This window comes from Rhodococcus sp. 21391 (genome assembly GCF_016772255.1).
In the GTDB taxonomy this organism is placed as follows: domain Bacteria; phylum Actinomycetota; class Actinomycetes; order Mycobacteriales; family Mycobacteriaceae; genus Rhodococcus_F; species Rhodococcus_F opacus.
On sequence record NZ_CP063781.1, the window covers coordinates 5,790,407 to 5,813,042 of the forward strand.

Below are 22,636 nucleotides of genomic sequence, written 5' to 3' on the forward strand. Positions count from 1 at the left end.
CACGGTGTGTGCCCGGCCTAGCGTTGAGGGCACCGAATCACCATGCCATCGAGGAGTCAGCAGTGGAGCACCACGTCACCGCGCCGGACACGGACAATTATCTACGCCACCTGATCGGCGGTGACTGGGTGGACGGGGAAGGTCCGGTCACCACGACGACGAACCCGTCCGACGAGAGCACCGTTGCCGAATACCACCAGGCCGACACCCGTCTCCTCGACGCAGCGGTGTCCGCTGCAGTGTCGGCTCGGCGGGAGTGGGACGACCGCGGGATCATCGCCCGCGGACTGGTCCTGCGCCGGGCCGCCGAGATCCTGGCCGAGCGTGCGGACGAGATCGCGGAGCTGATGACCCGAGAGCAGGGCAAGACCCTCCCCGAATCGCGCGCCGAAGTCGGGGCCACCGTCGAGACTCTCCACTACCACGCAGCGCAGGCGAGGAACGCCGACGGCGCCACCTACCCTTCTTCTCATCCCGACGAGGTGATTCGGACGGTCCGCCGGCCGCTCGGCGTGGTCGCCGCCATCACCCCGTGGAACTTCCCGCTCCAGATCCCGGCCTGGAAACTGGCGCCTGCACTTCTGTGGGGCAATACGGTCGTCTGGAAACCCGCCAGCGACACCGTTGCGGTGGCCGCGGCCTTCGCCGAAGTCCTTGCCGCAGCGGGTGTCCCGGCTGGTGTCCTCAACATGATCCTGGGTCCCGGCCCGATCGGCGCCGAACTGGTTGCCCGGGAAGAGGTCTCCGGAGTCACCTTCACCGGGTCGGTACCGGTGGGCAGGTCGATCCAGGCTGCCGCCGTGCCCCGCGGCGCGAAGGTCCAGATGGAGCTCGGTGGCCACAACGCCGCAATAGTGCTCCCCGACGTCGATCCGCACGACGCAGCTGCCGTGTTGATCGCCGGTGCCATGGGAAGCACCGGTCAGAAGTGTACGGCGACGAGAAGGATCATCGCGGTCGGCGATGCCTACGACGCACTCGTTCCCGAGCTCGTCGCCCGTGTCGAGGAACTGGTGGTCGGCGACGGACTGGCACCCGAGTCGCAGATCGGCCCGCTCGTCTCCCCCCGCGCGGCAAAGGAGGTAACGGCCGCGGTCGACCAGGCGCTGTCCGAGGGCGCCGAATTGCTGGCGCGTGCACCGCTCCCCACCTCCGGTGCCGCGTTCGTCGCCCCCACGCTGCTCACCGGAAGAACCGAATTGACCATCTGCCGAGAGGAGGTGTTCGGCCCGGTGACCACGGTGTTGCGCGCGAAAGACCTCGACGAGGCCGTCACCATCGCGAACGGCACGCCCTTCGGCCTCACCGCCGCGGTGTTCACCTGTGACGAGCGCGCCGTTCGTCGCTGCATTCGTGACCTCGAAGCAGGACTGATCAAAGTCAACGCCCCCAACACCGGGTCCGAACTCCACGCTCCCTTCGGCGGACTCAAGGACTCGTCCTTCCCTGCTCCCCGAGAGCAGAATGCGGCAACCAGCGCCGAGTTCTTCACGTGGAGCAAGATCGCCTACGCCCGCACCGGAACGCCGAGGAGCGACGCATGAGGCCGACCGACACGCTCCGCCGGACGCAGACCCTGGCGCGATCGCCCGAACAGGTCTTGGACCCGGCCGACATGGGAGCGGCACGCTACACCCGTCACAGCTTCGCCCGGTCCTTCCTCCGAACGGCGGCCGCGCAGCGCTGGCGGGTGGAACGCGAGCGGTGGGACGTCGACGGCGCCGGCCGCGGCGAGATCGTGTACCGCGTCGTCATCGGTTCACACGAGGTGCGATTCGTCGTGTTCTCGACGACCCTCACCGAGAGCGATCGAACCGATCGTGTCATCGCCAAGGCCTGGGACGTCACCGGCGCCCTGATCGAGGGACCGCTGACCGAGAGCCGGATGAACGCATTGCGGGTGCAGGTACCGCGTCAGGAAGAAGGCCGGGCGGACGACGGCACTCTCATCTGGACGCGGGCGAACCGCAGTGCCCGATTCTTCGACTACGTCGTCGACCGCCTCTCCGAGGGCAACCAACCGGACATCACGACCATGGGCGATGCCGCCTACATTCTGCGGAGCACCGCGTTCTACAGCAACGGAAAGTTCGGGCTCGCAGATTTCGATCGGCTCGACGCCGACCATCCCTTGTGTCTGCCCTACCGGGCACACATGCTGACCGCCTGGCTGTTGCGCGAGCTAAGTTACGACCTCGTCGAGCACTGTGCCCGCGCTCGAAACCCTCTGTCGGTGCGGCTGTCCGGAGACTGGCGACGCTACCTCGGGCTGGGCAACGCAACAGGTCTCGGCATGGTGCCCTACGTGATCAACCACCCACACGTGCTCGACGCCTGGTGTGCCACGCGGGAACTCCCACTCGCCCACGCGCTGGCACAGGCGACCACGCCCGCCGATCGACGCATCCACACTGCCGCTGACCTGCTCGAGCGAGCCACCCATTACTTCCGCGAACGCGCAGACCTGGCGACTGCACCCTTCGTACCGTGCGGCGAACTCTCCTCCCGACTCGAACCGCTCCGGGCCATGTTGGCCGAGTACGTCGACAGCGGGACGATCGGCGGGGAGGCCACGACCCATGCGTGGCGGACGCTCCACGAGCACGCGGCGACAATCGGTCCCGAGGTCCGCGCCGTCGTGGACAGCGTGATCGTCGAGGTACATCCTCAACTCGACGCCGAGGTCGAGGAGTTGCTGTGCTGCGATCAGCGGCAGGACGTCGATCCCGCGCAGACCTGCACCCAGTTGCGCTCCGCCCTCCGAGACCGCTACGGGTGGGTGCGGCGCTTCGACTTCGACGATCCCGACGAACTGGCCCATTTCTGGTTCTCCTCGGAGAACAACGAGGAGCCGCGTCGCGGACGCAGGGGCATCGATCCCGGTGAGAACGTCGAGCATCCGATCGACATCGCCCGGTCCGTCGCCTCTCTGGACCGGGATCTCGCGGCGGCACATGGCGAAGCGTCCGTCGCCGCCTTTCTCGTCGAGCATCCATGGCACCGCGGCATCGTCGCCCGAGTCCAGACGCTCGCCGATGTCCCGTATTCGGAAGCACACGACAACCTGCTCGCCGAGAAGTTCCTTCCCCTGAATCTGCAGAGATTCCAACTGGCGATGTACGGAATGGACAACTACAGCCCGCAATCGACCGACTGGCTCCGCGTGACCCTCTACTCGGGAGCCCCACGGGCCGACGACGTCGCCGCCGGAGTCGACGACGACTGGATCTTCACCCGCAAGCCGCGAAAGGATTCCTAGTGCACACGCTCACCCACTCCGACCTGCTGGTGGTGGACGGACTTCAGATCAACAACTGGGATCGGAAGGTCCTCGAGGAACTCCGAGCCGGTGGCGTCACGGGTGTGAACGCCACCTGCGCGGTGTGGGACGGGCCGACCGACACCCTCGGCGCCGTCGCGCAGTGGTATCAACTCGCCGCCGACAACAAGGACATCGTCACCCTCGCGGAGACCTCCGAAGATATTCGCGCTGCGAAGCGGGACAACCGGATCGCAGTACTCCTCGGGTTCCAGAACTCCTCGCCTTTCGGAGACGACTACCGGATGGTGGAGATCTTCCATCGCTTGGGCGTTCGTGTCGCGCAACTCACCTACAACATTCAGAACCTGGCGGGCGGCGCCTGCTACGACGAGCACGATTCGGGACTCACCGCGTTCGGACGAATCATGGTCGCCGAAATGAACCGGGTGGGGATGCTCGTCGATCTCTCCCACGTCGGTAACCGCACCTGCCTGGATGCGATCGACGCATCCGAAAAGCCCGTCGCGATAACCCATTCGAACCCGACCTGGTTCGTCGACAGCCCCCGCAACAAGCCGGACGAGGTCATCGATGCGCTGGCCGCCCGCGGCGGCGTGATCGGCTGCTGCCTCTACCCCAACGTCCTCGGAGGGGAAGCCACCTCCAGTTCCGACTTCGCGGTCATGGTCGCGCGACTCGTGGACCAGATCGGACCCGACCACGTCGCGATCGGGAGTGACTGCACCCGAAACTGGTCGGAGGACTACGTCGCGTGGCTGCGCAACGGTCGCTGGCGACCGCCCAGCCAGAATCCTGTCGAACCCGAGTGGCCCATGTGGCCGAACTGGTTTTCGGGCCCGTCCGACTTCCCGGTTCTCACCGAGTGCCTGCAGGAGGTCGGACTCGCCGACGAGACCGTCGCGAAAATTCTCGGTGAGAACTGGCTGCGGATATTCGACGAAGTCTTCCCTGGCCTGCAGCAGACACAGGAACGCCGATGACCGACATGCTCACTCACACATCCGAGCAGGACGCGCTCCCCACCATGAACAACCGAATCAGGTTGGCGGTGCGAGAGGTTCGCGAGACCGCTTTCCGCGCGCTGTACGCCACCGGGGTCAGCTCCGGCGAGGCCGCCGCCGCGGCCGACACCGTGACGGCGATGCAACTCCACGCGCGTACCGGGATCGACACTCTCCTGGAAACGCTGGACCGGCTCGATTCGACGAGGACTCCCGCCGGTGTGTCGCTGTCGAGAAATTCCGCCGTCGACATCGTCGACCACTCGCCCCGGAGCGGTCTGCTGTCGGGACCCCTCGCGGTCGACCTCGCGCTGTCGCAATCACGACCGGTTCTGGTGTCCCGGATCGACGACCACGAGGCAGTCGACTGGTACGCCCTGCGCGCTGCGTCCCGTTCCGGCACGACGCTGCGGCTGGTCACTCTCGATGACCGCGGGCGGCACACGAATGCGACAGTCGTGACAGCAGCCGGCGACATGTACCGCGACATCGCTGTCCCAACGGCGCTCGAATCCGACGTGACAGTCCACGACGAATACGGTGGAGGCACGCTCGTCCTGACCGCACCACACGCCACGGACGCGTCCCGTCCCGTCCACACCGCGGTCGAACGCGAGACGCGATACCGCCATGCCGTCTCCTACGGCGTCTTCGTCGACACTGCGAAGTGGTCGCGGGCCTACGCGCTCGGCAGGCGATTCCTCGTTCCGGAGGCAAACCATGACTGACCAGCGTGAACTCGTCGCACATCCGCGCGGCACCGAACGACCGTATTCGAGAGCCGCAGTGTTCGCCGGCACCATCTGGGCCTGCGGGCAGATCCCCACCACCGCGGACGGACAGACCCCGGCCGCGATCGGAGATCAGGTGAAGGTCGCACTGGACAACCTGGAAGCGACGCTCCTGGCCTCGGGTGGCGGGCTGCACACGCTCCTGAAGACCACCGTGTACCTGGCGGATCTCGCGGAGTTCGACGAATACAACGCCGCGTATCTCGACCGGCTGGAAGGGATTCCACTACCGCCACGGACAACCGTGGAGGTCGCGCGCTTCCGCGGCAGCAAGAGAATCGAAATCGACGCGGTTGCCGCCGTATATCAACGAATTGATAAGCGCGAAGCATGAATTGGTAGGAGACTGGTAATTCCGCGCCGCCGATTCACTTCCTAATGTGGCAGCAACCACATCACGTGGGGACCGACCCTCAAGCCCACACCCCCGATGGGATTCCTCAGATGAACCTCGACACCACCGTCACCGCCCGATCGGGCGTCACACTGGACAACGCCAGGCTCAACGGCTTTCACGCCAAACTCGCCCTCTTCTCCTCGGGCGGACCCTTTCTCGACGGCTACATCCTCAGCATCATCGGCATCGCCATGGTTCAGATCCAGGCGCAATGGGACATGAGCGCACTGTGGGCCGGCCTCATCGGGTCTTCGGCTCTCATCGGCGTCTTCCTCGGCGGTGCCGTGTTCGGCGCAGTGACCGATCGGATCGGCCGAAAGTTGATGTACACCATCGACCTGATCGTGATCATCGTCTGCTCGGTCCTGCAATTCTTCGCGGCGGACGAAATGCAACTGTTCATCCTGCGCTTGATCATCGGCATCGCGGTCGGCGCCGACTACCCCATCGCCACCGCCCTCGTGACGGAGTTCGCACCGAAGGCCTGGCGCGCCAAACTCGTCGGCGGCCTGAACGCCATGTGGTTCGTGGGCGCTACCACCGCCGCGTTCGTGGGTTACCTTCTGCTCAGCCATCCCGATGGATGGAAGTGGATGCTGCTGTCCTCGGCGGTTCCCGCCACCCTGATCGTGATCGCGCGCACGAGCATCCCCGAGTCGCCGCGCTGGCTTCTCAGCAAGGGACGTTCCGCGGAGGCGCTGACGGTGTTGCGGAAGACGATCGGAAACGATGCGACTCTGGACGATCTGCCCGACGAGGAAGGGACCACATCGATTCGCGGACTGATGCGCGGAGGGTACCTGCGGCGGGTCGTCTTCATTTCGATCTTCTGGACGTGCACGATCGTGACCCTGTTCGCCATCTACGCGTTCGGGCCGCAGATCCTCGAGCTCTTCAACCTCGGTTCCGGAAATCTGGCCCACATCGGCTACGGGCTCATCAACCTGTTCTTCCTCATCGGCAATGTCGTCGCGCTGCTGCTCGTCGATCGGCTCGGTCGCCGGCCGATCTTGATCTGGGGGTTCGTCCTCTCCGGTCTCGGATTGCTCTTCCTCGCGATCAAGCCGGACGCAGGCCTGTGGGTGATCGCATTCGCATTCGCGATCTACGCACTCTTCAACGGCGGGCCCTCCATCCTCGAATGGATCTACCCCAACGAACTGTTCCCCACCGAGGTACGGGCCACTGCGGTCGGCCTCTGCACGGGGATCAGCCGGATCGGCGCGGCGATCGGCACCTTCGCCACCCCGTGGGCGCTGTCCAACCTCGGACTCTCCGCAACGATGTACATCGCCGCGGGCATAGCCGCGGTGGGAGCACTCGTCAGCTTCCTCATGGCCCCGGAGACCCGGGGAACGGACCTGAGCGACGCCGCCGCACTGCGCTGAGCGCTCCGAATCACTGCGCTGAGCGCTCCGAATCACGCCGCTGCTGCCGGGTGCCAGTCCCCGGCGGCAGCGGCGTCACCATGTCCACGCGCGTATCGGCGACCCCGGAGAGTGCCCCCGCTCACAAGCGCCGCCCCGGTGTCTCGCCCACCACATCGACGTTGCACCCCAACGCATTTCACGATCACCCGTCACACCACCGACCGTGCGATGAAACTACTCGGCAATACTTCCGGACGACAGTGGGTGCATGAACGATGCCGCGAGAGAACCCGGAGTTCATGTCAACGCGTGCGAGGCGTGCGGTCGGCTTCCGCACCCCCGCCGTCTCCGCCTGGCGCTCGCGAAACTGTGCGCCGTCTTTCCCGTCGAACTAGTGCTCCATGCCTTGGTCATTCATTTCCACGTCTCCTATCTGATGACCGTCACGGTCCTGACCGTCAGCACCACCGTGTTGGTGATCTGGGTGGTGGAGCCGTCGGCGATGAGACTGCTCGGTGGCTGGCTGCACGGTCCGCCCGACGGCAGGCACGGCCATCTCTCGACCGGGCAGTCACTCTGGCGTATCCGTGCCCGGGTGAGCGACCAACCGGGACAGCTCGAGTCGCTGGCCCGCAACCTCGCGAAGCTGGATGCCAACATCCTGACCGTGCACGTCCATCACCTGGACGGCGGTTCGCTCGACGAGTTGATCGTCGGGGCGGGCCGGGAGACGTCACCGGAGGCGCTGTCGCATGCCGTCCGGGCCGGGGGCGGCCGCAGTGTGGGCATCTGGCCGGCTTCGGCGCTCGCGCTCATCGACGGCCAGACGAAGGCGCTGACGTTGGCGTCGCGGGTGGCGGCCGATCCGTCCGAACTGCCCCTGTCGATCGCGGAGCTGCTCGGCGCCCAGTATGTCGATTCGCTCGTGAGCGACCATCCGGCCACGGCGGCGTCCGTCGCGATCCCGTCGGGCGAGGGTGAGCCGCTCGTCTTCGTGCGGCCGGTGGACGAGCCGTTCACGCCGGCCGAGATCGCCCGCGCTCGCCGCCTCAGCGAGCTGGCACAGCGAACACGCGAGACCGCGAACTCGGGGGGACTCGCCGACCCTGCCACGTGATCTTGCGGACATCCCCGACGACGGCCTGGGTGCGGGAGACACTACGACGGTGATGTTCGCGCGCACTTCGACTGTCCTGACGATCGGCATCGCCACGCTCGGCCTCCTGGCCACCACCGCCGGCGCGGCGCCGACGTACGCCGTCACCGCCACCGTTCCCGTCGGGCTGACGCCGATGCAGGTGGCGGTCGCACCGAACGGTGCCGTCACGTACGCCACGAACTCCGGGGCCAACAGCGTCTCCGTCATCGACACCGCAACGAACGCCGTCACCGCCACCGTCCCGGTGGGCGGCGGACCCACCGGGATCGCCGTCACCCCGAACGGTGCGCGGGTGTTCGTCGTGAACACCGCAGACCGGACGGTGTCCGTGATCGATACCGCCACCAACACGGTGGCGGCCACGATCCCGGTCGGCGAATTCGCCTTGGCGGTCGCGGTATCCGCCGACGGGGCCCACGCCTACGTCACGAACGGCGTCGAGAGCACCGTCTCCGTGATCGACACCGCCACGAACACGGTGACCGCCACGGTTCCGGTCGGCGCCTTCCCCATCCAGCTCGCGGCCAACGGCACGCACGTGTACGTCACCAACTCCTCCGACAACACGGTGACGGTGATCGACACGGCCACGACGACCGTCGTAGACACGATTCCCGTCGCCTCCCACCCCAGTGCCGTGACGGCGACGAACGACCGGGCCTACGTGCGGAGCGGCGCGGAGATGTCGGTGATCGACGCCGCCACCAACACGGTGACCGCCACGTTCGGCGTCGACGGGATAATGGGCGGCGCCGCGGTGACCGGGGACGGAAACACGCTGTACGTCATCGACTCCGAGGGTGGGTCCGTCACGGTCTTCGATCCGGGCACCAACGCCGAGGTGACGTCGCTCGCCGTCGGCGGCAGCGCTGGTGGCGTCGCGGTCTCCGCCGACGGCACGAAGGCCTACGCCACCAGCCAGAACGACAACACGATCGCCACCGTCACGCGCGCAGCGGGCGACGCGACGCCGCCGCGCTGACGCTAGACCGACACCACCGCCGGACCCTCCTCCACCGACTCATCTTTCGACCGACGGTCGAGGGCGGTGGCGAGGACGAGAACGGCGAGCGCCCCCACGGTCAGTGCGGCACCCATCCAGATCGGCGACGTGAAGCCGAGTCCCGCGGCGATGGTGATGCCGCCGAGCCAGGCCCCGAGTGCATTGCCCACGTTGAAGGCGGCGATGTTCGCGCCGGACGCCATCGTCGGCGCCTGTGCCGCGTAGTTCATGATCCGCATCTGCAGCCCGGGGACGGTAGCGAAACCGAAGGCGCCCATGAAGAACAGGGCCACGATCGTCATCGGCTTGCTCCCCGCGGTGAGCGCGAACACGACGAGCACAACGGTGAGCACAGCGAGGATCGTGATCAGCGTGCGGGTGAGTGCCTTGTCGGCGGCCCGGCCACCGAGGACGTTGCCGACGAACAGACCGCCGCCGAAGAGCACGAGGAGCCACGGGACGCTGGTCGACGCGAATTCGCCGACCTCGGTGAGGGTGAACGCGATGTACGTGAACGCACCGAACATGCCGCCGAATCCGAGGATGGTGACGGCGATCGAGAACCACACCTGCGGAGACCGGAAGGCCTGCAGTTCGGTGCGCAGACCGCCGGATTCCGGTGCGTCCGCCGGACGGGACACGGACGGCACCAGCGTTGCGATGCCGATCAGCGCCACGACGCCGATGACGGTGATGGCCCAGAACGTGGAGCGCCAGCCGAACTGCTGGCCGAGGAACGTGCCGAACGGGACGCCGAGAACGTTGGCGATGGTCAGTCCCGCGAACATCGTCGCGATCGCGCCTGCCCGCTTGCTCGCAGGCACGAGGTCGGCGGCGAGGACCGAGCCGATGCCGAAGAACGCGCCGTGGCACAGGGCTGCGAGGACGCGTCCGCCCATCATGACCTGATACGTCGGGGCCAGCGCCGACAGCAGGTTGCCGCCGATGAACAGCACCATCAGCGCCTGGAGTACGCGTTTGCGGTCGAAGCGGGTGACGGCCGCGGTGATGACGATCGCCCCGATGGCGACGGAGAGGGCGTAGCCGGAGATGAGGTAGCCGGCCACAGACTCGCTCACCTGGAAATCAGCCGACACCTCCGGCAGCAATCCCATGATGACGAATTCGGTGAGACCGATCCCGAAGCCGCCCATTGCGAGGGCGAGCAGACCCAGTGGCATCGCAGCCACTCCTTTCGTACAGACTGGGAGATAAGAGCGCTAGCTCGAATACCGCGTCTGCATTAGTTGCAGGCGCGCCATAAATAGTTGCACACGCCTGCTATGTGCGCAAGCTGGTATTCTGACCTTGCAGTCGTATCCACAGGAGGTGGCCCATGGCAGTCGCTGACGACGCCGTCGAGATCCGGTCGCAGGGATGGCGCACGCTCGCGGCCCTGCACGGGTTGCTCGAGGCGGAGCTCGAGCGCGCCCTACAGCGCGGGCACGATCTCTCGGTGGTCGAGTACACGGTGCTCGACGCCCTCAGCCGCCAGGACGGCTGGCACATGCGCATGGCGCAACTCGCCCGCGCGGCGGCGTTGAGCAGCAGCGCCACGACCAGGCTCGTGAACCGTCTGGAGAACCGCGGACTGCTCACCCGCATTCTGTGCGACGACGACCGCCGCGGCATCTACACCGAGCTCACACCGGCCGGCCGGGCCGCGCTGGACGAGGCTCGTCCCACTCACGACGCCACGCTGGAGGCGGCGCTCGACCGGGCCGCCGACATTCCCGAGCTCGCCCACCTCGCCCGAGCCCTGCACGAGTTCCCCGCATAGGTGAGTGCCAAGGCGTGCCGGAGCACTCCTTGCCACTCACGTCAGGACAGGGGGGTGAAGTCGCGTGACGCGATGTACTCCGGCCGCGGACGAGGCGCGGCGAACGGCTCGACGAGGGTGTTCTCGACACTGTTGAACACGAGGAACAGGTTCGACCGCGGGTAGGGCGTGATGTTGTTGCCCGACCCGTGCATGACGTTCGAGTCGAACCACAGCGCGGTGCCTGCGGCACCGGTGAACTGGTCGATCCCGAACTCCGCCGCCATCCGCGTCACGTCCTCGCGACGCGGAACCCCGACCTCCTGCGCGACGAGGGACGACGTGTAGTTGTCGTCGGGGGTGGCGCCGACGCACTGGACGAATTGCTTGTGCGAACCGGGCATCACCATCAACGACCCGTTGAACGGGTAGTTCTCGGTGAGCGTGATCGAGCAGCTGACGGCGCGCGGGACGGGAAGACCGTCCTCGGCGTGCCAGGTCTCGAAATCCGAGTGCCAGTAGAAGCCGGTGCCCTTGAAACCGGGCATCGAGTTGATCCGGCTCTGATGGATGTAGACGTCGGAGCCGAGGAGTTGCCGCGCGCGGTCGAGAATCCTGCTGTCGCGGATCAGCGCGGCGACCGCGTCGCTGCGCCGGTGCACATCGAAGACCGAACGAACCTCGTCGGTGCCGCGTTCGGTGATGACGCGCCCGCTGTCGCGCATCGCCGGGTCCCGGGACAGCCGGTCGAGTTCCTCCCGGCACGACATCACGTCGCCCGCGTTCAGAAAGTTGTCGATGATCGTGAAGCCGCGCGACTCGTGTCCGGCAAGTGCCGACGAATCGAACGGCCCGTCGGCGGGTCTGCCCCACACTGCGGGTTCGCTCCGTGGGAGCATGGACGGCTCGGCGGCGATCCGAGTCGGGTAGCGATCGTGGCGGTTGGTGTGTCCCTGAACCTCAGCTACCTGGGTCATTGTCCCTCCTCGGCACTTACCCTCTACTTGACTGTCGCTACGACGACAGGGTCTTCTGGTCGGCGCGGAGCCGCTGGACGGCGTCGTCCAGGTGTTCGGCGAGCAGCTTCTGCACCTCTCCAGCTGTACCCGATCGGATCGCCTCGCGCAGGGTCGCGTGTTCCTGCGCCTGCTCGCGGATGTCGTCGTAGGTGGTCTGCAACGCACCCAGGCACATCCGGGTCTCGATCAGCAGTGTCCGCGCCGCCCGAATGAGCCGGGGGCTCTCCGAACTCTCCACCAGGATCTGATGGAACTGCTGGTCGGCGTCCGAGACGGCGGCGGCGTCGCCGCGCTCGGCCGCGGCCTGCATCACGAGCACGGTGGGTTCGAGCGCCAGGTACGTGGCTTCCCGGCGGCCGTCGTCGAGAATCATTTCGAGCGCCCCGCGCTCGATGACCGAGCGGCTGCGGTACACGTCCACGACGTCGTCGAGGGTCAGCTCCGTCACGAAGATCCCGCGATGACGGATGCTGTGCAGTATGCCCTCGGACACGAGCCTCTGCATGGCTTCGCGCAGGGGTCCGCGCGAGACCTGGAAATGCGCGGCCAGTTCCGCCTCGCCCAGCTGTGCACCGGGTTCGAGCGCCCCCTTCATGATGGCGATCCGCAGGCGGTCCGCGATGAATTCGGCAGTCGATTGACGACTGACGGGTTCCAGGTCAGTCAGAGCCATGACTGTTGCCTTTCTCGAACAAGGTTCCTAACGACGGGTTCACCGCCGTGTGGCCCGCAAGACGCAGGCCTTCCCAGATGGTCACCTGGTTTGCCGTGAGGACCGGCTTGCCGAGGCGCTGCTCGAGAGTACTCAGCGCACCCAGCGTCCTCATGGCCGTGTCGGGGATGAGCAGGGCTTCGGCGTCCGGGTGGTCGTTCTCCACCGCGAGTTGCACCACGGATTCCGGGCTGAGCAGACCGACCTCGGCCGCGGTGTCGATTCCTGCACTCGACATCGACAGCACCTCGATGCCGGCGGCGGCGAGGAACTCGACGAACAGCTTCGCGACGTCCTCCGGGTAGCTGGCGGCCACCGCGACGCGGGTGATCCCCAGCGCGTGCAGGGCGTGGACGAACGCGAAACTGGTGCTGGACGTGGGTACACCGGTGGCCGCGGCGAGCGTCTCGGCCTGCTGCTTCGCCCCGTCGGGGCCGTAGACGAAGCTGCCCGAGGTGCACGCCCACACGACGGCGTCCGGCTTCTCCTCGGCGAGGAGCGCGGCCCCGCCTGCGAGCTTCTCCGGGCTCCCGAGGTCGAGCAGTTCGGGCACGGCGTGCAGGTCGGTGCCGTAGATGTGCACGACCGGCAGATCCACTCCGAGCATCTCCGCGGCGAAGGGGTAGTCGTCCTCGGCGGCGTGATCGGGGTAGATGAATCCCACTGTGGGGGTCGGCGTGCTCGTCATGCGTTCTCCTCTTTCCGAGTCGTGAGGGGTGATGTCAGAAGACGTTGCGGAGCCACTTGCCGGGGCCCGTCATGGGGAGTTTCATCCGGCCGAGACAGGCCCAGATCGTGAGCTGGTTGGCGGTGAGGACCGGTTTGCCGAGTTCCTGCTCGAGCGGGGCGATGACGTCGTAGGTCGGCAGATTCGTACAGCTGACGAAGATCGCCTCCGACCTGGGGTCGTCCGCGGCGATGATCCGCTCGGCGATCGTGCGGTAGTTGACCTTCCAGATGCCGCCGCCGAGCCCGAGGTGATCGGAGCGAACCACCTCGGTGCCCGCCTCGTGCAGGAACGCATGCAGCCGTTCGGTCAGGGGGGCGTCGTAGGGCGTGATCACCGACAGCCTGCTCAGCTCGAGGTGTTCGATCGCCTCGACCAGCGCGCCGGACGTGGTGATCGCGTGCTGGGCGCCTGCCTCGCAGATCGCGTCGCACAGGGTTCGCTCGTATTCGAGCCCCTTGATGAAGCTTCCCGACGTGCACAGATAGGCCACGACCTCGGGCTCGACGTGCAGGACGTCGCGCGTCGCCGCCATGAGGTGTCTTCGCTCGGACACGAGTTCGGCCATCTCCAGACTGACGGGCACGGGTTCGTACGGCGTGCGCGCCAAATGGAGGCTCACCTCGAGGGGAGCCCATCGCCACAGTTCTCGTTCGAGCGCCAGGTCGAACGGGGCGATGATGCCGATTCCCCGTTGCGCGATAGGCCCCTCGAATTCGGGAATGTTCAGTTCCAACACCAGGCCTCACCTTCGTTTCGGCCGCGCCCGAGCATTTTCAGATTGTTGACAATCATACGAGTTACTCATACGGTGTCAACGTGAGTCGGAACCCGATCGTCGCGGTGCTACATGCCCACGTCCTGCCGAGCGACGAACTCATGGCACCCGTCGCGGCCCGTGCCGACGTTCGCTATACCGGCAAGGCGGGGCTGAGCGATGCCCTCGACGGCGCCGACGTGCTGTTCCTCTACGACTTCCTCACCGACGCGGTGCCCGGAGCCTGGCACGCCGCCGGCTCCCTGCAGTGGCTGCACATCGCCGCGGCCGGCGTCGATCCCGTCATGTTCCCCGAGGCCCGCGACAGCGACGTCACGATCACCAACTCACGGGGCGTGTTCGACGGGGCGATCGCCGAGTACGTGCTCGCCCAGGTCCTCTCGTTCGCGAAGGACCTGCCGGGCTCGCTCCGCCTGCAGCAGTCCCACACGTGGCAGCACCGGGAATCCGAGCGGATTGCGGGCCGCACCGCCCTGATCGTCGGCACCGGTCCCATCGGCCGCGCGATCGCCCGGCTTCTCCGCGCGGCGGGGATGAAGGTCAGCGGATCCGGTCGCACCGCACGCAACGCCGATCCCGACTTCGGGTCGGTCACCGCAACGGAAGATCTCCCGAAGCAGCTCGCCGCCGCCGACTACGTGATCGCTGTGGCACCGCTCACCGAGCAGACCCGCCACCTGTTCCGCGACTCGACGTTCGCCGCGATGAAGCCGGACGCCCGGTTCGTCAACGTCGGACGCGGTGAGCTCGTCCGCACCGACGACCTCGTCACCGCGCTCCGCGCGGGGACGATCGCGGGCGCCGCGCTCGACGTGTTCGACACGGAACCGCTCCCCTCCGGCCATCCACTCTGGGACATGCCGAACGTCTCGATCACACCCCACAATTCGGGCGACTTCGCCGGCTGGCGAGATGACCTCGTTACCGTGTTCACCGACAATTTCGAACGCTGGGTTACGGGGTACCCGCTCGAGAACGTAGTTGACAAGCACCTCGGGTACGTACCGAGCCGATGAAGACAGGGCCCGAACGTCCAGGCTGAAGGAGTTCTCATGAATCCCACCGACATGACCGCCGTCGAACTGGTCACGGCCTACTCGTCCGGAGAACTTTCGCCGGTGGAAGCGACGCAGGCGATGCTCGACGCCATCACCGAACGCGACCGCACCATCAATTCCTACTGCCTCGTCGACGAGGAGCGGGCGCTCGCGCAGGCCCGGAAGTCCGAGGAGCGCTGGAACACCGGCTATTCCAAGGGACTGCTCGACGGCGTTCCGATCTCGATCAAGGACATCTTCCTCACCGACGGCTGGCCGACACTCCGGGGTTCACAGGCCGTCGACGAGGACCAGCCGTGGAACGTCGACAGTCCCGTGGCCGCCCGGCTCCGCGAGGACGGCATGGTGTTCCTCGGCAAGACCACGACCCCCGAGATCGCCTGGAAGGCCGTGACCGACAGCGCCCTGTGCGGGATCACCCGCAACCCTGCCGACCCGACCAAGACGGCCGGTGGATCTTCGGGCGGCAGCGCCGCGGCGGTCGCGGCGGGTCTCGGTCCCTGCTCCGTCGGCACGGACGGCGGCGGCAGTGTGCGCATCCCCGCCTCGTTCTGCGGCGTCGTCGGGTTCAAACCCACCCACGGTCGCATCCCGCTGTTCCCGGCGAGCCCGTTCGGACCGCTGGCGCATGCCGGCCCCCTCACCCGCACGGTCGAGGATGCGGCACTGCTGATGGACATCCTGTCGCTGCCCGACCCGCGCGACCCGACATCGCTCGCCCCGTTCCCGACCACCTTCCGCGGCGAGATCGGCCGCGACGTGGTCGGACTCGGCGTCGCGTACTCCCCCACGCTCGGCTATGTGACCGTCGATCCGGAGGTCCGGGCGATCGTCGACCGAGCCGTGCAGGCCCTCGACGCCGCGGGTCTGCCGGTCACCACCGCCGACCCCGGCTTCAGTGATCCGATCGAGGCCTTCGAGCTGCTGTGGGCGTCCGGGGCCGCGGCCATGTTGAAGAACTTCCCGGAGGGTGCGCGCGACAAGGTCGACCCGGGGCTCGGCAAGATCTGGGAGCGGGGCGAGAAGTTCAGCGCCGTCGACTATCTCGACGCTCGCGCGGTCGCCGCGGACATCGGCATCACGATGGGCAAATTCCACCTGACGCACAACGTCCTGCTCACACCCACCGTCCCGATTCCGGCTTTCGAGGCAGGTTTCGACGTCCCGCCGGGCAGCGACTTCACCAGCTGGCCGCAGTGGACCCCGTTCACCTACCCGTTCAACCTGACGCAGCAGCCGGCGATCAGCATCCCGGTAGGCCGCACCGCTGCGGGTCTGCCGGTGGGTCTGCAGATCATCGGCCCCCGTCACTCTGACGACCTCGTACTCGCGGTCGCGCGATATGCGGAGCACGTCCTCGGCTAGGTCGACCGAAAAGCACACGTTTCGCGCTGCATCCGAGGATGATCAGCACTAGGCCCGGTGCGGCGCGAACGTCTGCCCTGCTGCCCGGGCGAGAGTTGCCCGACAGGGATTTTCGGGGTCGGGGAGAGCCCGGGAGGGTAGATGACAGCGACGCCGGTGTCCGGGGTCCCGCCGCATTCGCCGCAGGACCCGGATCCGCTCGCCCCGGGCATGCTCGTCGCCACCCGATACCGCCTCCTCGGCCGGTTCGCCGGCCCCGACTGGGTGCAGTGGTGGCACGCACACGACACCGAACTGCGCCGGGACGTCTCGCTCAGCCTCGTCGACTCGGCACACGTCCGCGCCACCGATACGCTCCCGGATCCGGTGGTGCGGTTCTGCCGGAACACCACCGGAACCAGCTTCAGCCACGAGGGGCGGATCGCGCAGGTCTACGACATCGCGGCGGTCGGTAACCGGATCGCCGTGGTCGCGGAATGGACGCCCGGGTGGCGTGTCGCGGATGTCGCGCGCACGGTTCCGCGGCCGTTGGATGCCGCTCGCACCGTGCGGGACCTCGCCGCCGCGACCGCAGACGCTCACCATTTCGGTGCCCGCATCTCACTCGATCATCCCAACCGGGTGCGGATCTCCCGGGATGGACTCGCGGTCCTCGCCTTCCCCGCCACTCTCGCCGACGGTAGGGCGGCCGACGACGTCGCGGGACTCGGGGCGCTGCTGTACGCCCTGTTGCTCGGTACGTGGCCGCTGTCCTCGTCCGGCGAGACCCGGGCAGCCGGACTGCCCCCGGCAGGCAGGCGTGGTGACGGTTCCGTCGTCCCGCCGCATCGTGTGCGGCCCGCGATTCCACGACGTCTGTCCGACGTGGCCATGAACGCCCTCGCTCGACGACCCGGGATGGCCACCGCACAGGCAGTCGTCGACGCCCTGGACCGCATCTTGGCGGACGCGCGGGCTCGCTCGGCATCCGCATTCGCTGCGACCACGAAGAGAGCCCGCCCGGCACCCGCCAACCGGGCCGCCCGACCGAACGCGCCACTTCCCGCGTTGAGCGGCGCACTCGCCCTGGTCGTCGCGCTCGGCGCCGCCGGGTGGGCGGCGGGTGCCACATTCACCTCGTCGGACGCTCCCCCGGCCGCCGTCGCAGACAGCATGCTCAGTCAGATCGCGCCGGTTCCGGGCCCCCTTCAGACACCGCTCACCCCGTCGTCCGCGGCCGTCTACTCCCCTCTGCGCTTCCCCGACAACGGTGTCACTGCCTCCCTCGCCGTCGACGCGAACCCCGCGACATCCTGGGCGACCGACCGCTACCCGCAGCAACTGTCGGCGACGAAGCGGGGAGTCGGTCTGATCGTGTCGTTTCCCGGGCCCGTCGATCTGCGGACCGTCTTGATCGACTCCCCGACACCGGGCACCACGGTCGAGATCCGGACCGTGCCCGTCGCGTGGGCGACCATCGATCGCACCCAGGTGATCGGCGCCGCCACGCTCGGCGACGGGGTCACCCAGATCGTGGCCCGGACGCCCGCACCCACCGACCGGGTCCTCGTCTGGATCTCGGGACTGTCCGGCGGCGAGTCAGGGTTCCAGTCGCGCCTGTCGGAGATCGGCTTCCTGGGTAGCGGCACATGAGTCGCAACATCTTCGGCCCCACGCAGCCGAACGAGGGAAGCACCGCGCGCGACCATCTGGCGAACGAGCGAACCTACCTCGCCTGGCATCGCACCGGTATCAGCGTCGCCGCGCTCGGTGTGGCGGTGGCGAAATTCGCGCCGAATCGCGGCGGTCACGCCGTGGCTGCCGGATTCATCCTGATCGCCGCGGGGCTGCTGGTATCCGCCTACGGCACCGTCCGCTACCGGGTCATCAGCCGGCAGCTCGAATCCGGGGAGTTTGCGCCGGCAACGTTCGCCGCCGTCGTCACGTCCAGCGTCGTCACAGTGCTCGCGCTACTCGCTGTGGTGGTCCTGATCTGATCCGGGTAAGCCGTGACGCAGCGGAATCCGATGTGGCTCATCCCGGTGTCGACCATCTGCGGCCGCCGTGCAGCGGGCCGGTACCGCCGGCAGTAGCTGTCGGCGCACAGGAACGATCCGCCCTTGATCACCCGCCGGGGCACCCGGAACTGGGGTTGGCGGGGGTCGAAGCTCTCCGACATGTCGGGACCACGCGGATTGCGTGGCGCGCAGCACGACTCCGCTGTGTCGGCGTGGCGATCCGAGTACCAGTCGGCGGTCCATTCCCACACGTTTCCCGCCATGTCGAACAGACCGTATTCGTTGGGCGGATAGCTACCGACGGCGGTCGTGGTGCCGTACCCAGGGTCCGCGCGCCACGGGAACTCCCCGTGCCAGTAGTTCGCCAGCGGAGGGGATTCGCTCTCGGGGGCGTCACCCCAGGTGAATTCGGCGTGGTCGAGTCCGCCGCGCGCTGCGGCCTCCCATTGCGCCTCGGTGGGCAGGGACCGCCCCGCCCACTGCGCGTACGCTGCCGCATCCTCGTGGGCGACGTGGACGACGGGATGCTGTTCGCGGCCGGTGATCGTCGACGCGGGTCCCGTGGGGTGGCGCCAGGATGCGCCAACAGTCCAGGTCCACCACTGACTGAGGTGACGGAGATCGACCGGGCCCCGAGTGGGGGTGAACACCATCGATCCCGGTTGCAGGTTCTCGGCGGGAGCGCCGGGGAAGTCGGCGGGGTCCAGCGGCCGCTCCGCGACGGTCACATAACCGGTGTCTCGGACGAACGCGGCGTACTGCGCGGTGGTGACCTGGTGGGCCTCGATGGCGAAGGCGTCGATCGCGACTCGATGCGCCGGACTTTCTTCCGGATAGTGCCGATCCGAGCCCATCGTGAAGGTGTGAGCAGGGATGTGCCGGACTTCGGAGACGGTCTGGGTATCCAACACGCCTTCCCTTCTGCCTGATCAGGTGACGGCCGGCGAGAAGATGCTCGTCCAATCGTTCTTCATGCTTACCACGGTCCAGTTCATTCCTCGTGCGTGTTCGAGGGCCTGCTCCGCGCCGGCGACATAGTCGAATTCGCGGTCGGCGTCGTCGTGCAGGATCAGCACCCGAAGCGCCGGGCGGTCGGGTAGCCCGGAGAACGCGAGCATCGGCAGGTCGCCGTTGGAGTTGCCGACCGACAGGATCGGCCGTCGCCCGATCCGGCTCCAGATTCGGACCGGTTTCTCCGGCCCGTCGTCGAAGAAGTCCATCGCGGCCTTGTAGAGCAGGTCGCTCGTGTCCGCCCCTTCACGGTACGAGAGGCCGAGGGCACTGCCGATGACGCGTTCCGGCGGAATCCCGTAGAGCCCTTCGGCGACCGGGCGCATGAAGTCCCGGTCACCACCGGACGCGATGTAGACCGTGAATCCGTTCGCCTCGAGATAGCGCAGCAACTCGACCATCGGCGCGTATCCGCAGTCGGCGTACGGGCGGCCGAGCGTCGGGTGATCCGCGTCGTCGAAGAAGGCCCGCACCCTTGCGTCGTAATTCTCGACTGTGATCGAATCGAATGCTTCGGTGACTGCGCCCATCAACAGTTTCAGGTCGCCGTCGTCGCCCTGATAGTGCTTGACCATCGCCGCACCGAGCCACTGAAGGTCGTGCTCATGGGCCGCCTTCCACGGTTGCGTCTGCTGGAGGCCGGGATTCTTCGCGGCCATCTCGGCGAAGCGCCGGATGGTGAAGTCGAGCTGGATGGGCATCGGCTTCTCGCACCAGAGTGTGCCGTCGTTGTCGAACACGGCCACCCGGTCGGCGGGCTCGACGAAGTCCGGTCCGCCCGCCGACGTCACCCGTGCGACGAAGTCCTCGATCGCGGACCGCGTCGATCCGTCCGCCCAGAACCCACCCAGCCCGGCCCCCACGTCGGTCAGTCTTTCGCCAGGAAAGTGTGCAACTTCGCCACCGCGTGGTCGATCGTGAAGCTCGCCGGCTCCTGCCTCGGGGGGAACTCCTTGAACGTCTCGAGGAACTGGGTCGTGATGAAGGTTCCGTAGATGGCGATGTAGTCGTGGTCGAGGAACCAGTCCCAATAGGTGTTCGACGTGATGTCGGCCCGCTCGAACGGATCGGTGCGCAGGTTGAACAGTTTCGGCAACCGCAGTTGGGTGAACGGCTCCGCCCACAGGCCGAGGGTGCCCTGCGCCCGCTGCTCCATGAACACGATCTTCCAGTTGTCGAACCGGATGCCCAGCACGTCGCAGTCGTCGGAGAAGTAGACCATTCCCCGGCGCGGGGACGTCTCGACCTCACCGGTGAGGTACGGGAGCAGGTTGTAGCCGTCGATGTGCACCTTGAACGTCTTCTCGCCGATCGTGTGCCCGGTCTTCAGTTGCTCCACGACCTCGGGTGCACCCGCGGCGGCGAGGAAGGTGGGAAGCCAGTCATGGTGCTGAACGATCTCGTTGGACACCGCGCCGGCTGGGATCTTGCCCGGCCAGCGGATCACCTCGGGGACGCGGAACGCGCCCTCCCAGTTGGTGTCCTTCTCACTGCGGAACGGGGTGGTCGCGCCGTCCGGCCAGGTGTTCGCGTGGGGACCGTTGTCGGTGCTGTAGATGACGATGGTGTTCTCGGCGAGACCGAGCTCGTCGACCGCGTCGAGCAGTTGGCCGACATGCTTGTCGTGATCGACCATCGTGTCGTGGTACGGCGACTGCCAGTGCCCGGCCTGGCCGACGCTTTCCGGCTTCGTGTGCGTGCGCAGGTGCATGTGCGTGGTGTTCATCCACACGAAGAACGGTGTCTCCGCTTCCTTCTGCCGCGTGATGAAGTCGATTGCCGCCGCTACCGTCTCGTCGTCGATGGTCTCCATCCGCTTCTTGCTCAGCGGCCCGGTGTCCTCGATGCGTTGCTTCCCGAGCGGCCCGTACCGCGGATCGACCTCACCCGCGTCCTCCTCGGTGGCCCAGCAATGGAGCACACCGCGCGGCATCATCACCTCGTGCAATTTGGGATAGTCCTGCGCGCTGGGATAGTCCGGCAGTTCGGGTTCTTCCTCCGCGTTGAGGTGATAGAGGTTGCCGAAGAACTCGTCGAACCCGTGAGCGGTCGGCAGATACTTGTTCAGATCGCCGAGATGGTTCTTCCCGAACTGTCCGGTGGCGTATCCGAGGGGCTTGAGCAGTTCGGCGATGGTGGGGTCCTCGGGCGACAATCCGACGTCGACTCCCGGGATCCCCACCTTGCTCATGCCGGTGCGGTACACGCTCTGCCCCGTGATGAACGACGCGCGACCCGCCGTGCAACTCTGCTCACCGTAGGAGTCGGTGAACTTCATGCCCTCGTCGGCGAGACGGTCGATGTTCGGCGTCCGGTACCCCATCAGTCCGTCGCTGTAGCAGCTGAGATTGGTGATACCGATGTCGTCGCCCCAAATGACCAGGATGTTGGGTTTCGCGTCCGTCATCTGTCTCTCCTCGCATCATCGGGGGAATCGCAGTCCTGACGTTGCTCGCGGTGCGCCCGCGCCACATCACCCGCACCGGGTGAGAACCTCGTGTCCGAGTACCGGCCGTCAGTCCGGGGGAATCGATGGCGGTCGATCCACGGTGAGGATGTACACGCTGATCACCATCACCCACGCCGGGAAGACCAACGTCACCCAGAGACTGAAACTCACGACCACCAGCAGGGTGAGTGACAGCAGGTAGGTGCTGACAGCCAGCCATCGCGGCATCAGTCCGGTGCGCAGCCAGATGGTTCCCAGCGAAATCATGAACACCCCGGCCATGCGAACCCCGTAGACGTTGTTCACATGCAACATCACTTCGCGGCCGAAGAAGACGAGGTCGTTCTGCGGAACGCCGGAGAGCCGGGACACGGCGAGGAGCCCGCCTGCGATTGCCGTGGACACGAACGTCATGGCGAGAAACAGCAACCCACTGCCGAGGAAGACGGTCGAGAAGAATCGGTCTTCGAGGTCCCCGAGCCGGTCGCGGATGACACCGATGAACCACAGGAACGCGATGCCCGCGAAGGGTGCGAGTATCAGGGCTGCCGTGATCTGCCGTTGGTGGTGTAACCACGGGGTCGCGGCTGCGCCGGGCAGCGCGCTACGCAGCAGAACGATGCTGGAGGCGAACAGGACACCGAAGACGACACCGGCGACGGCCGCGGCCCGTGGAGTCCGTAGCTGGTGGAACTCGGCGTCGCTCTGAGTGCGGGCCATGAGATCAGTCTTCGCCGAGGTCGAGCTCCAGGGCAAC

The 22,636-nt window shown here is 66.9% G+C and carries 21 protein-coding genes and 1 pseudogene; 13 read left to right on the forward strand and 9 right to left on the reverse strand.

Annotation, left to right across the window (positions count from 1 at the left end; genetic code table 11):
• The first annotated feature begins 62 nt into the window (after positions 1-62).
• The 8 genes from GO592_RS26690 (at position 63) to GO592_RS26725 (ending at position 8,983) form a co-directional block, all read left to right on the forward strand.
• Entirely contained in the window at positions 63-1,544 is a 1,482-nt protein-coding gene (locus GO592_RS26690) for an aldehyde dehydrogenase family protein (protein ID WP_007300846.1), read from the forward strand.
• Positions 1,541-3,259 (forward strand): hypothetical protein, encoded by a 1,719-nt coding sequence (locus GO592_RS26695; protein ID WP_007300845.1) that lies wholly within the window; start codon positions 1,541-1,543, stop codon positions 3,257-3,259. The genes GO592_RS26690 and GO592_RS26695 overlap by 4 nt, the downstream gene beginning before the upstream one ends.
• Positions 3,259-4,263 carry a membrane dipeptidase gene (locus GO592_RS26700; RefSeq protein WP_007300844.1) on the forward strand — a complete coding sequence of 335 codons (1,005 nt, stop codon included), beginning with the start codon at positions 3,259-3,261 and terminating at the stop codon, positions 4,261-4,263. Before GO592_RS26695 ends, GO592_RS26700 begins: the two co-directional genes overlap by 1 nt.
• The gene (locus GO592_RS26705) at positions 4,260-5,012 is read left to right on the forward strand and encodes a hypothetical protein (RefSeq protein WP_007300843.1); all 753 of its coding nucleotides are present in this window, start codon (positions 4,260-4,262) and stop codon (positions 5,010-5,012) included. The genes GO592_RS26700 and GO592_RS26705 overlap by 4 nt, the downstream gene beginning before the upstream one ends.
• Positions 5,005-5,409, forward strand: a complete 405-nt coding sequence (locus tag GO592_RS26710) for a RidA family protein (protein ID WP_007300842.1) — start codon at positions 5,005-5,007, stop codon at positions 5,407-5,409. Before GO592_RS26705 ends, GO592_RS26710 begins: the two co-directional genes overlap by 8 nt.
• A gap of 110 nt (positions 5,410-5,519) precedes the next feature.
• Entirely contained in the window at positions 5,520-6,860 is a 1,341-nt protein-coding gene (locus GO592_RS26715) for an MFS transporter (RefSeq protein WP_007300841.1), read from the forward strand.
• Between the two features lie 250 nt (positions 6,861-7,110).
• Positions 7,111-7,959 carry a hypothetical protein gene (locus GO592_RS26720; RefSeq protein WP_005572080.1) on the forward strand — a complete coding sequence of 283 codons (849 nt, stop codon included), beginning with the start codon at positions 7,111-7,113 and terminating at the stop codon, positions 7,957-7,959.
• A 52-nt stretch (positions 7,960-8,011) separates the two neighbouring features.
• Positions 8,012-8,983 (forward strand): YVTN family beta-propeller repeat protein, encoded by a 972-nt coding sequence (locus GO592_RS26725; protein WP_007300840.1) that lies wholly within the window; start codon positions 8,012-8,014, stop codon positions 8,981-8,983.
• Positions 8,984-8,985: 2 nt separating this feature from the next.
• Here the strand turns inward: GO592_RS26725 and GO592_RS26730 are convergent, their stop codons facing one another.
• On the reverse strand, positions 8,986-10,185 hold the full coding sequence (locus tag GO592_RS26730; protein WP_007300839.1) for an MFS transporter: 1,200 nt from the start codon (positions 10,183-10,185) through the stop codon (positions 8,986-8,988).
• 155 nt (positions 10,186-10,340) lie between these two features.
• On the opposite strand from GO592_RS26730, the gene GO592_RS26735 reads away from it, so the two are divergent.
• Positions 10,341-10,784: a MarR family winged helix-turn-helix transcriptional regulator gene (locus GO592_RS26735; RefSeq protein WP_005254473.1), complete on the forward strand. Its 444-nt coding sequence runs from the start codon at positions 10,341-10,343 to the stop codon at positions 10,782-10,784.
• Positions 10,785-10,825: 41 nt separating this feature from the next.
• On the opposite strand, the gene thpD is transcribed toward GO592_RS26735, so the two are convergent.
• Genes thpD through GO592_RS26755 form a run of 4 tightly spaced genes read right to left on the reverse strand, consistent with a single transcriptional unit; the run spans position 10,826 to position 13,960 of the window.
• The gene (gene thpD, locus GO592_RS26740) at positions 10,826-11,740 is read right to left on the reverse strand and encodes an ectoine hydroxylase (protein WP_007300838.1); all 915 of its coding nucleotides are present in this window, start codon (positions 11,738-11,740) and stop codon (positions 10,826-10,828) included.
• Positions 11,741-11,777: 37 nt separating this feature from the next.
• Positions 11,778-12,455 (reverse strand): GntR family transcriptional regulator, encoded by a 678-nt coding sequence (locus GO592_RS26745; RefSeq protein ID WP_005572088.1) that lies wholly within the window; start codon positions 12,453-12,455, stop codon positions 11,778-11,780.
• Positions 12,442-13,182: a maleate cis-trans isomerase family protein gene (locus tag GO592_RS26750; protein ID WP_007300837.1), complete on the reverse strand. Its 741-nt coding sequence runs from the start codon at positions 13,180-13,182 to the stop codon at positions 12,442-12,444. The genes GO592_RS26745 and GO592_RS26750 overlap by 14 nt, the downstream gene beginning before the upstream one ends.
• A 34-nt stretch (positions 13,183-13,216) precedes the next feature.
• Positions 13,217-13,960, reverse strand: coding sequence for a maleate cis-trans isomerase family protein (locus GO592_RS26755; protein ID WP_005254469.1), 744 nt, complete (start codon positions 13,958-13,960; stop codon positions 13,217-13,219).
• Positions 13,961-14,040: 80 nt separating this feature from the next.
• On the opposite strand from GO592_RS26755, the gene GO592_RS26760 reads away from it, so the two are divergent.
• From GO592_RS26760 to GO592_RS44695, 4 genes and pseudogenes are all read left to right on the forward strand, one after another.
• A complete protein-coding gene (locus GO592_RS26760) occupies positions 14,041-15,015 on the forward strand; it encodes a D-2-hydroxyacid dehydrogenase (protein ID WP_007300836.1) in 975 nt (324 codons plus the stop codon).
• Between the two features lie 36 nt (positions 15,016-15,051).
• Positions 15,052-16,422 carry an amidase gene (locus tag GO592_RS26765; RefSeq protein WP_007300835.1) on the forward strand — a complete coding sequence of 457 codons (1,371 nt, stop codon included), beginning with the start codon at positions 15,052-15,054 and terminating at the stop codon, positions 16,420-16,422.
• Positions 16,423-16,563: 141 nt separating this feature from the next.
• Positions 16,564-18,054, forward strand: a complete 1,491-nt coding sequence (locus GO592_RS26770; protein ID WP_007300834.1) for a protein kinase family protein — start codon at positions 16,564-16,566, stop codon at positions 18,052-18,054.
• Positions 18,051-18,236: pseudogene (locus GO592_RS44695) on the forward strand (YidH family protein); the annotation flags it as partial. The gene GO592_RS26770 and the pseudogene GO592_RS44695, both read left to right, overlap by 4 nt.
• Positions 18,237-18,277: 41 nt before the next feature.
• Here GO592_RS44695 and GO592_RS26780 read toward each other — a convergent pair.
• From GO592_RS26780 to GO592_RS26795, 4 genes are all read right to left on the reverse strand, one after another.
• On the reverse strand, positions 18,278-19,327 hold the full coding sequence (locus GO592_RS26780; RefSeq protein WP_237720631.1) for a formylglycine-generating enzyme family protein: 1,050 nt from the start codon (positions 19,325-19,327) through the stop codon (positions 18,278-18,280).
• 21 nt (positions 19,328-19,348) lie between these two features.
• Complete coding sequence (locus GO592_RS26785; RefSeq protein WP_007300832.1) at positions 19,349-20,293, reverse strand: HAD family hydrolase; 945 nt, start codon at positions 20,291-20,293, stop codon at positions 19,349-19,351.
• A gap of 5 nt (positions 20,294-20,298) precedes the next feature.
• On the reverse strand, positions 20,299-21,837 hold the full coding sequence (locus tag GO592_RS26790) for an arylsulfatase (RefSeq protein WP_007300831.1): 1,539 nt from the start codon (positions 21,835-21,837) through the stop codon (positions 20,299-20,301).
• A 108-nt stretch (positions 21,838-21,945) separates the two neighbouring features.
• Positions 21,946-22,599, reverse strand: a complete 654-nt coding sequence (locus GO592_RS26795; RefSeq protein ID WP_005254457.1) for a hypothetical protein — start codon at positions 22,597-22,599, stop codon at positions 21,946-21,948.
• Positions 22,600-22,636: the final 37 nt, after the last annotated feature.

Bases quoted from the DNA above. Each gene is read 5' to 3' on its own strand.
- GO592_RS26695 (WP_007300845.1), top strand. From the start codon at position 1,541: ATGAGGCCGACCGACACGCTCCGCCGGACGCAGACCCTGGCGCGATCG.
- GO592_RS26705 (WP_007300843.1), top strand. From the start codon at position 4,260: ATGACCGACATGCTCACTCACACATCCGAGCAGGACGCGCTCCCCACC.
- GO592_RS26710 (WP_007300842.1), top strand. From the start codon at position 5,005: ATGACTGACCAGCGTGAACTCGTCGCACATCCGCGCGGCACCGAACGA.
- GO592_RS26715 (WP_007300841.1), top strand. From the start codon at position 5,520: ATGAACCTCGACACCACCGTCACCGCCCGATCGGGCGTCACACTGGAC.
- GO592_RS26720 (WP_005572080.1), top strand. From the start codon at position 7,111: ATGAACGATGCCGCGAGAGAACCCGGAGTTCATGTCAACGCGTGCGAG.
- GO592_RS26725 (WP_007300840.1), top strand. From the start codon at position 8,012: ATGTTCGCGCGCACTTCGACTGTCCTGACGATCGGCATCGCCACGCTC.
- GO592_RS26730 (WP_007300839.1), bottom strand. From the start codon at position 10,185: ATGCCACTGGGTCTGCTCGCCCTCGCAATGGGCGGCTTCGGGATCGGT.
- GO592_RS26735 (WP_005254473.1), top strand. From the start codon at position 10,341: ATGGCAGTCGCTGACGACGCCGTCGAGATCCGGTCGCAGGGATGGCGC.
- thpD (WP_007300838.1), bottom strand. From the start codon at position 11,740: ATGACCCAGGTAGCTGAGGTTCAGGGACACACCAACCGCCACGATCGC.
- GO592_RS26745 (WP_005572088.1), bottom strand. From the start codon at position 12,455: ATGGCTCTGACTGACCTGGAACCCGTCAGTCGTCAATCGACTGCCGAA.
- GO592_RS26750 (WP_007300837.1), bottom strand. From the start codon at position 13,182: ATGACGAGCACGCCGACCCCCACAGTGGGATTCATCTACCCCGATCAC.
- GO592_RS26765 (WP_007300835.1), top strand. From the start codon at position 15,052: ATGAATCCCACCGACATGACCGCCGTCGAACTGGTCACGGCCTACTCG.
- GO592_RS26770 (WP_007300834.1), top strand. From the start codon at position 16,564: ATGACAGCGACGCCGGTGTCCGGGGTCCCGCCGCATTCGCCGCAGGAC.
- GO592_RS26790 (WP_007300831.1), bottom strand. From the start codon at position 21,837: ATGACGGACGCGAAACCCAACATCCTGGTCATTTGGGGCGACGACATC.
- GO592_RS26795 (WP_005254457.1), bottom strand. From the start codon at position 22,599: ATGGCCCGCACTCAGAGCGACGCCGAGTTCCACCAGCTACGGACTCCA.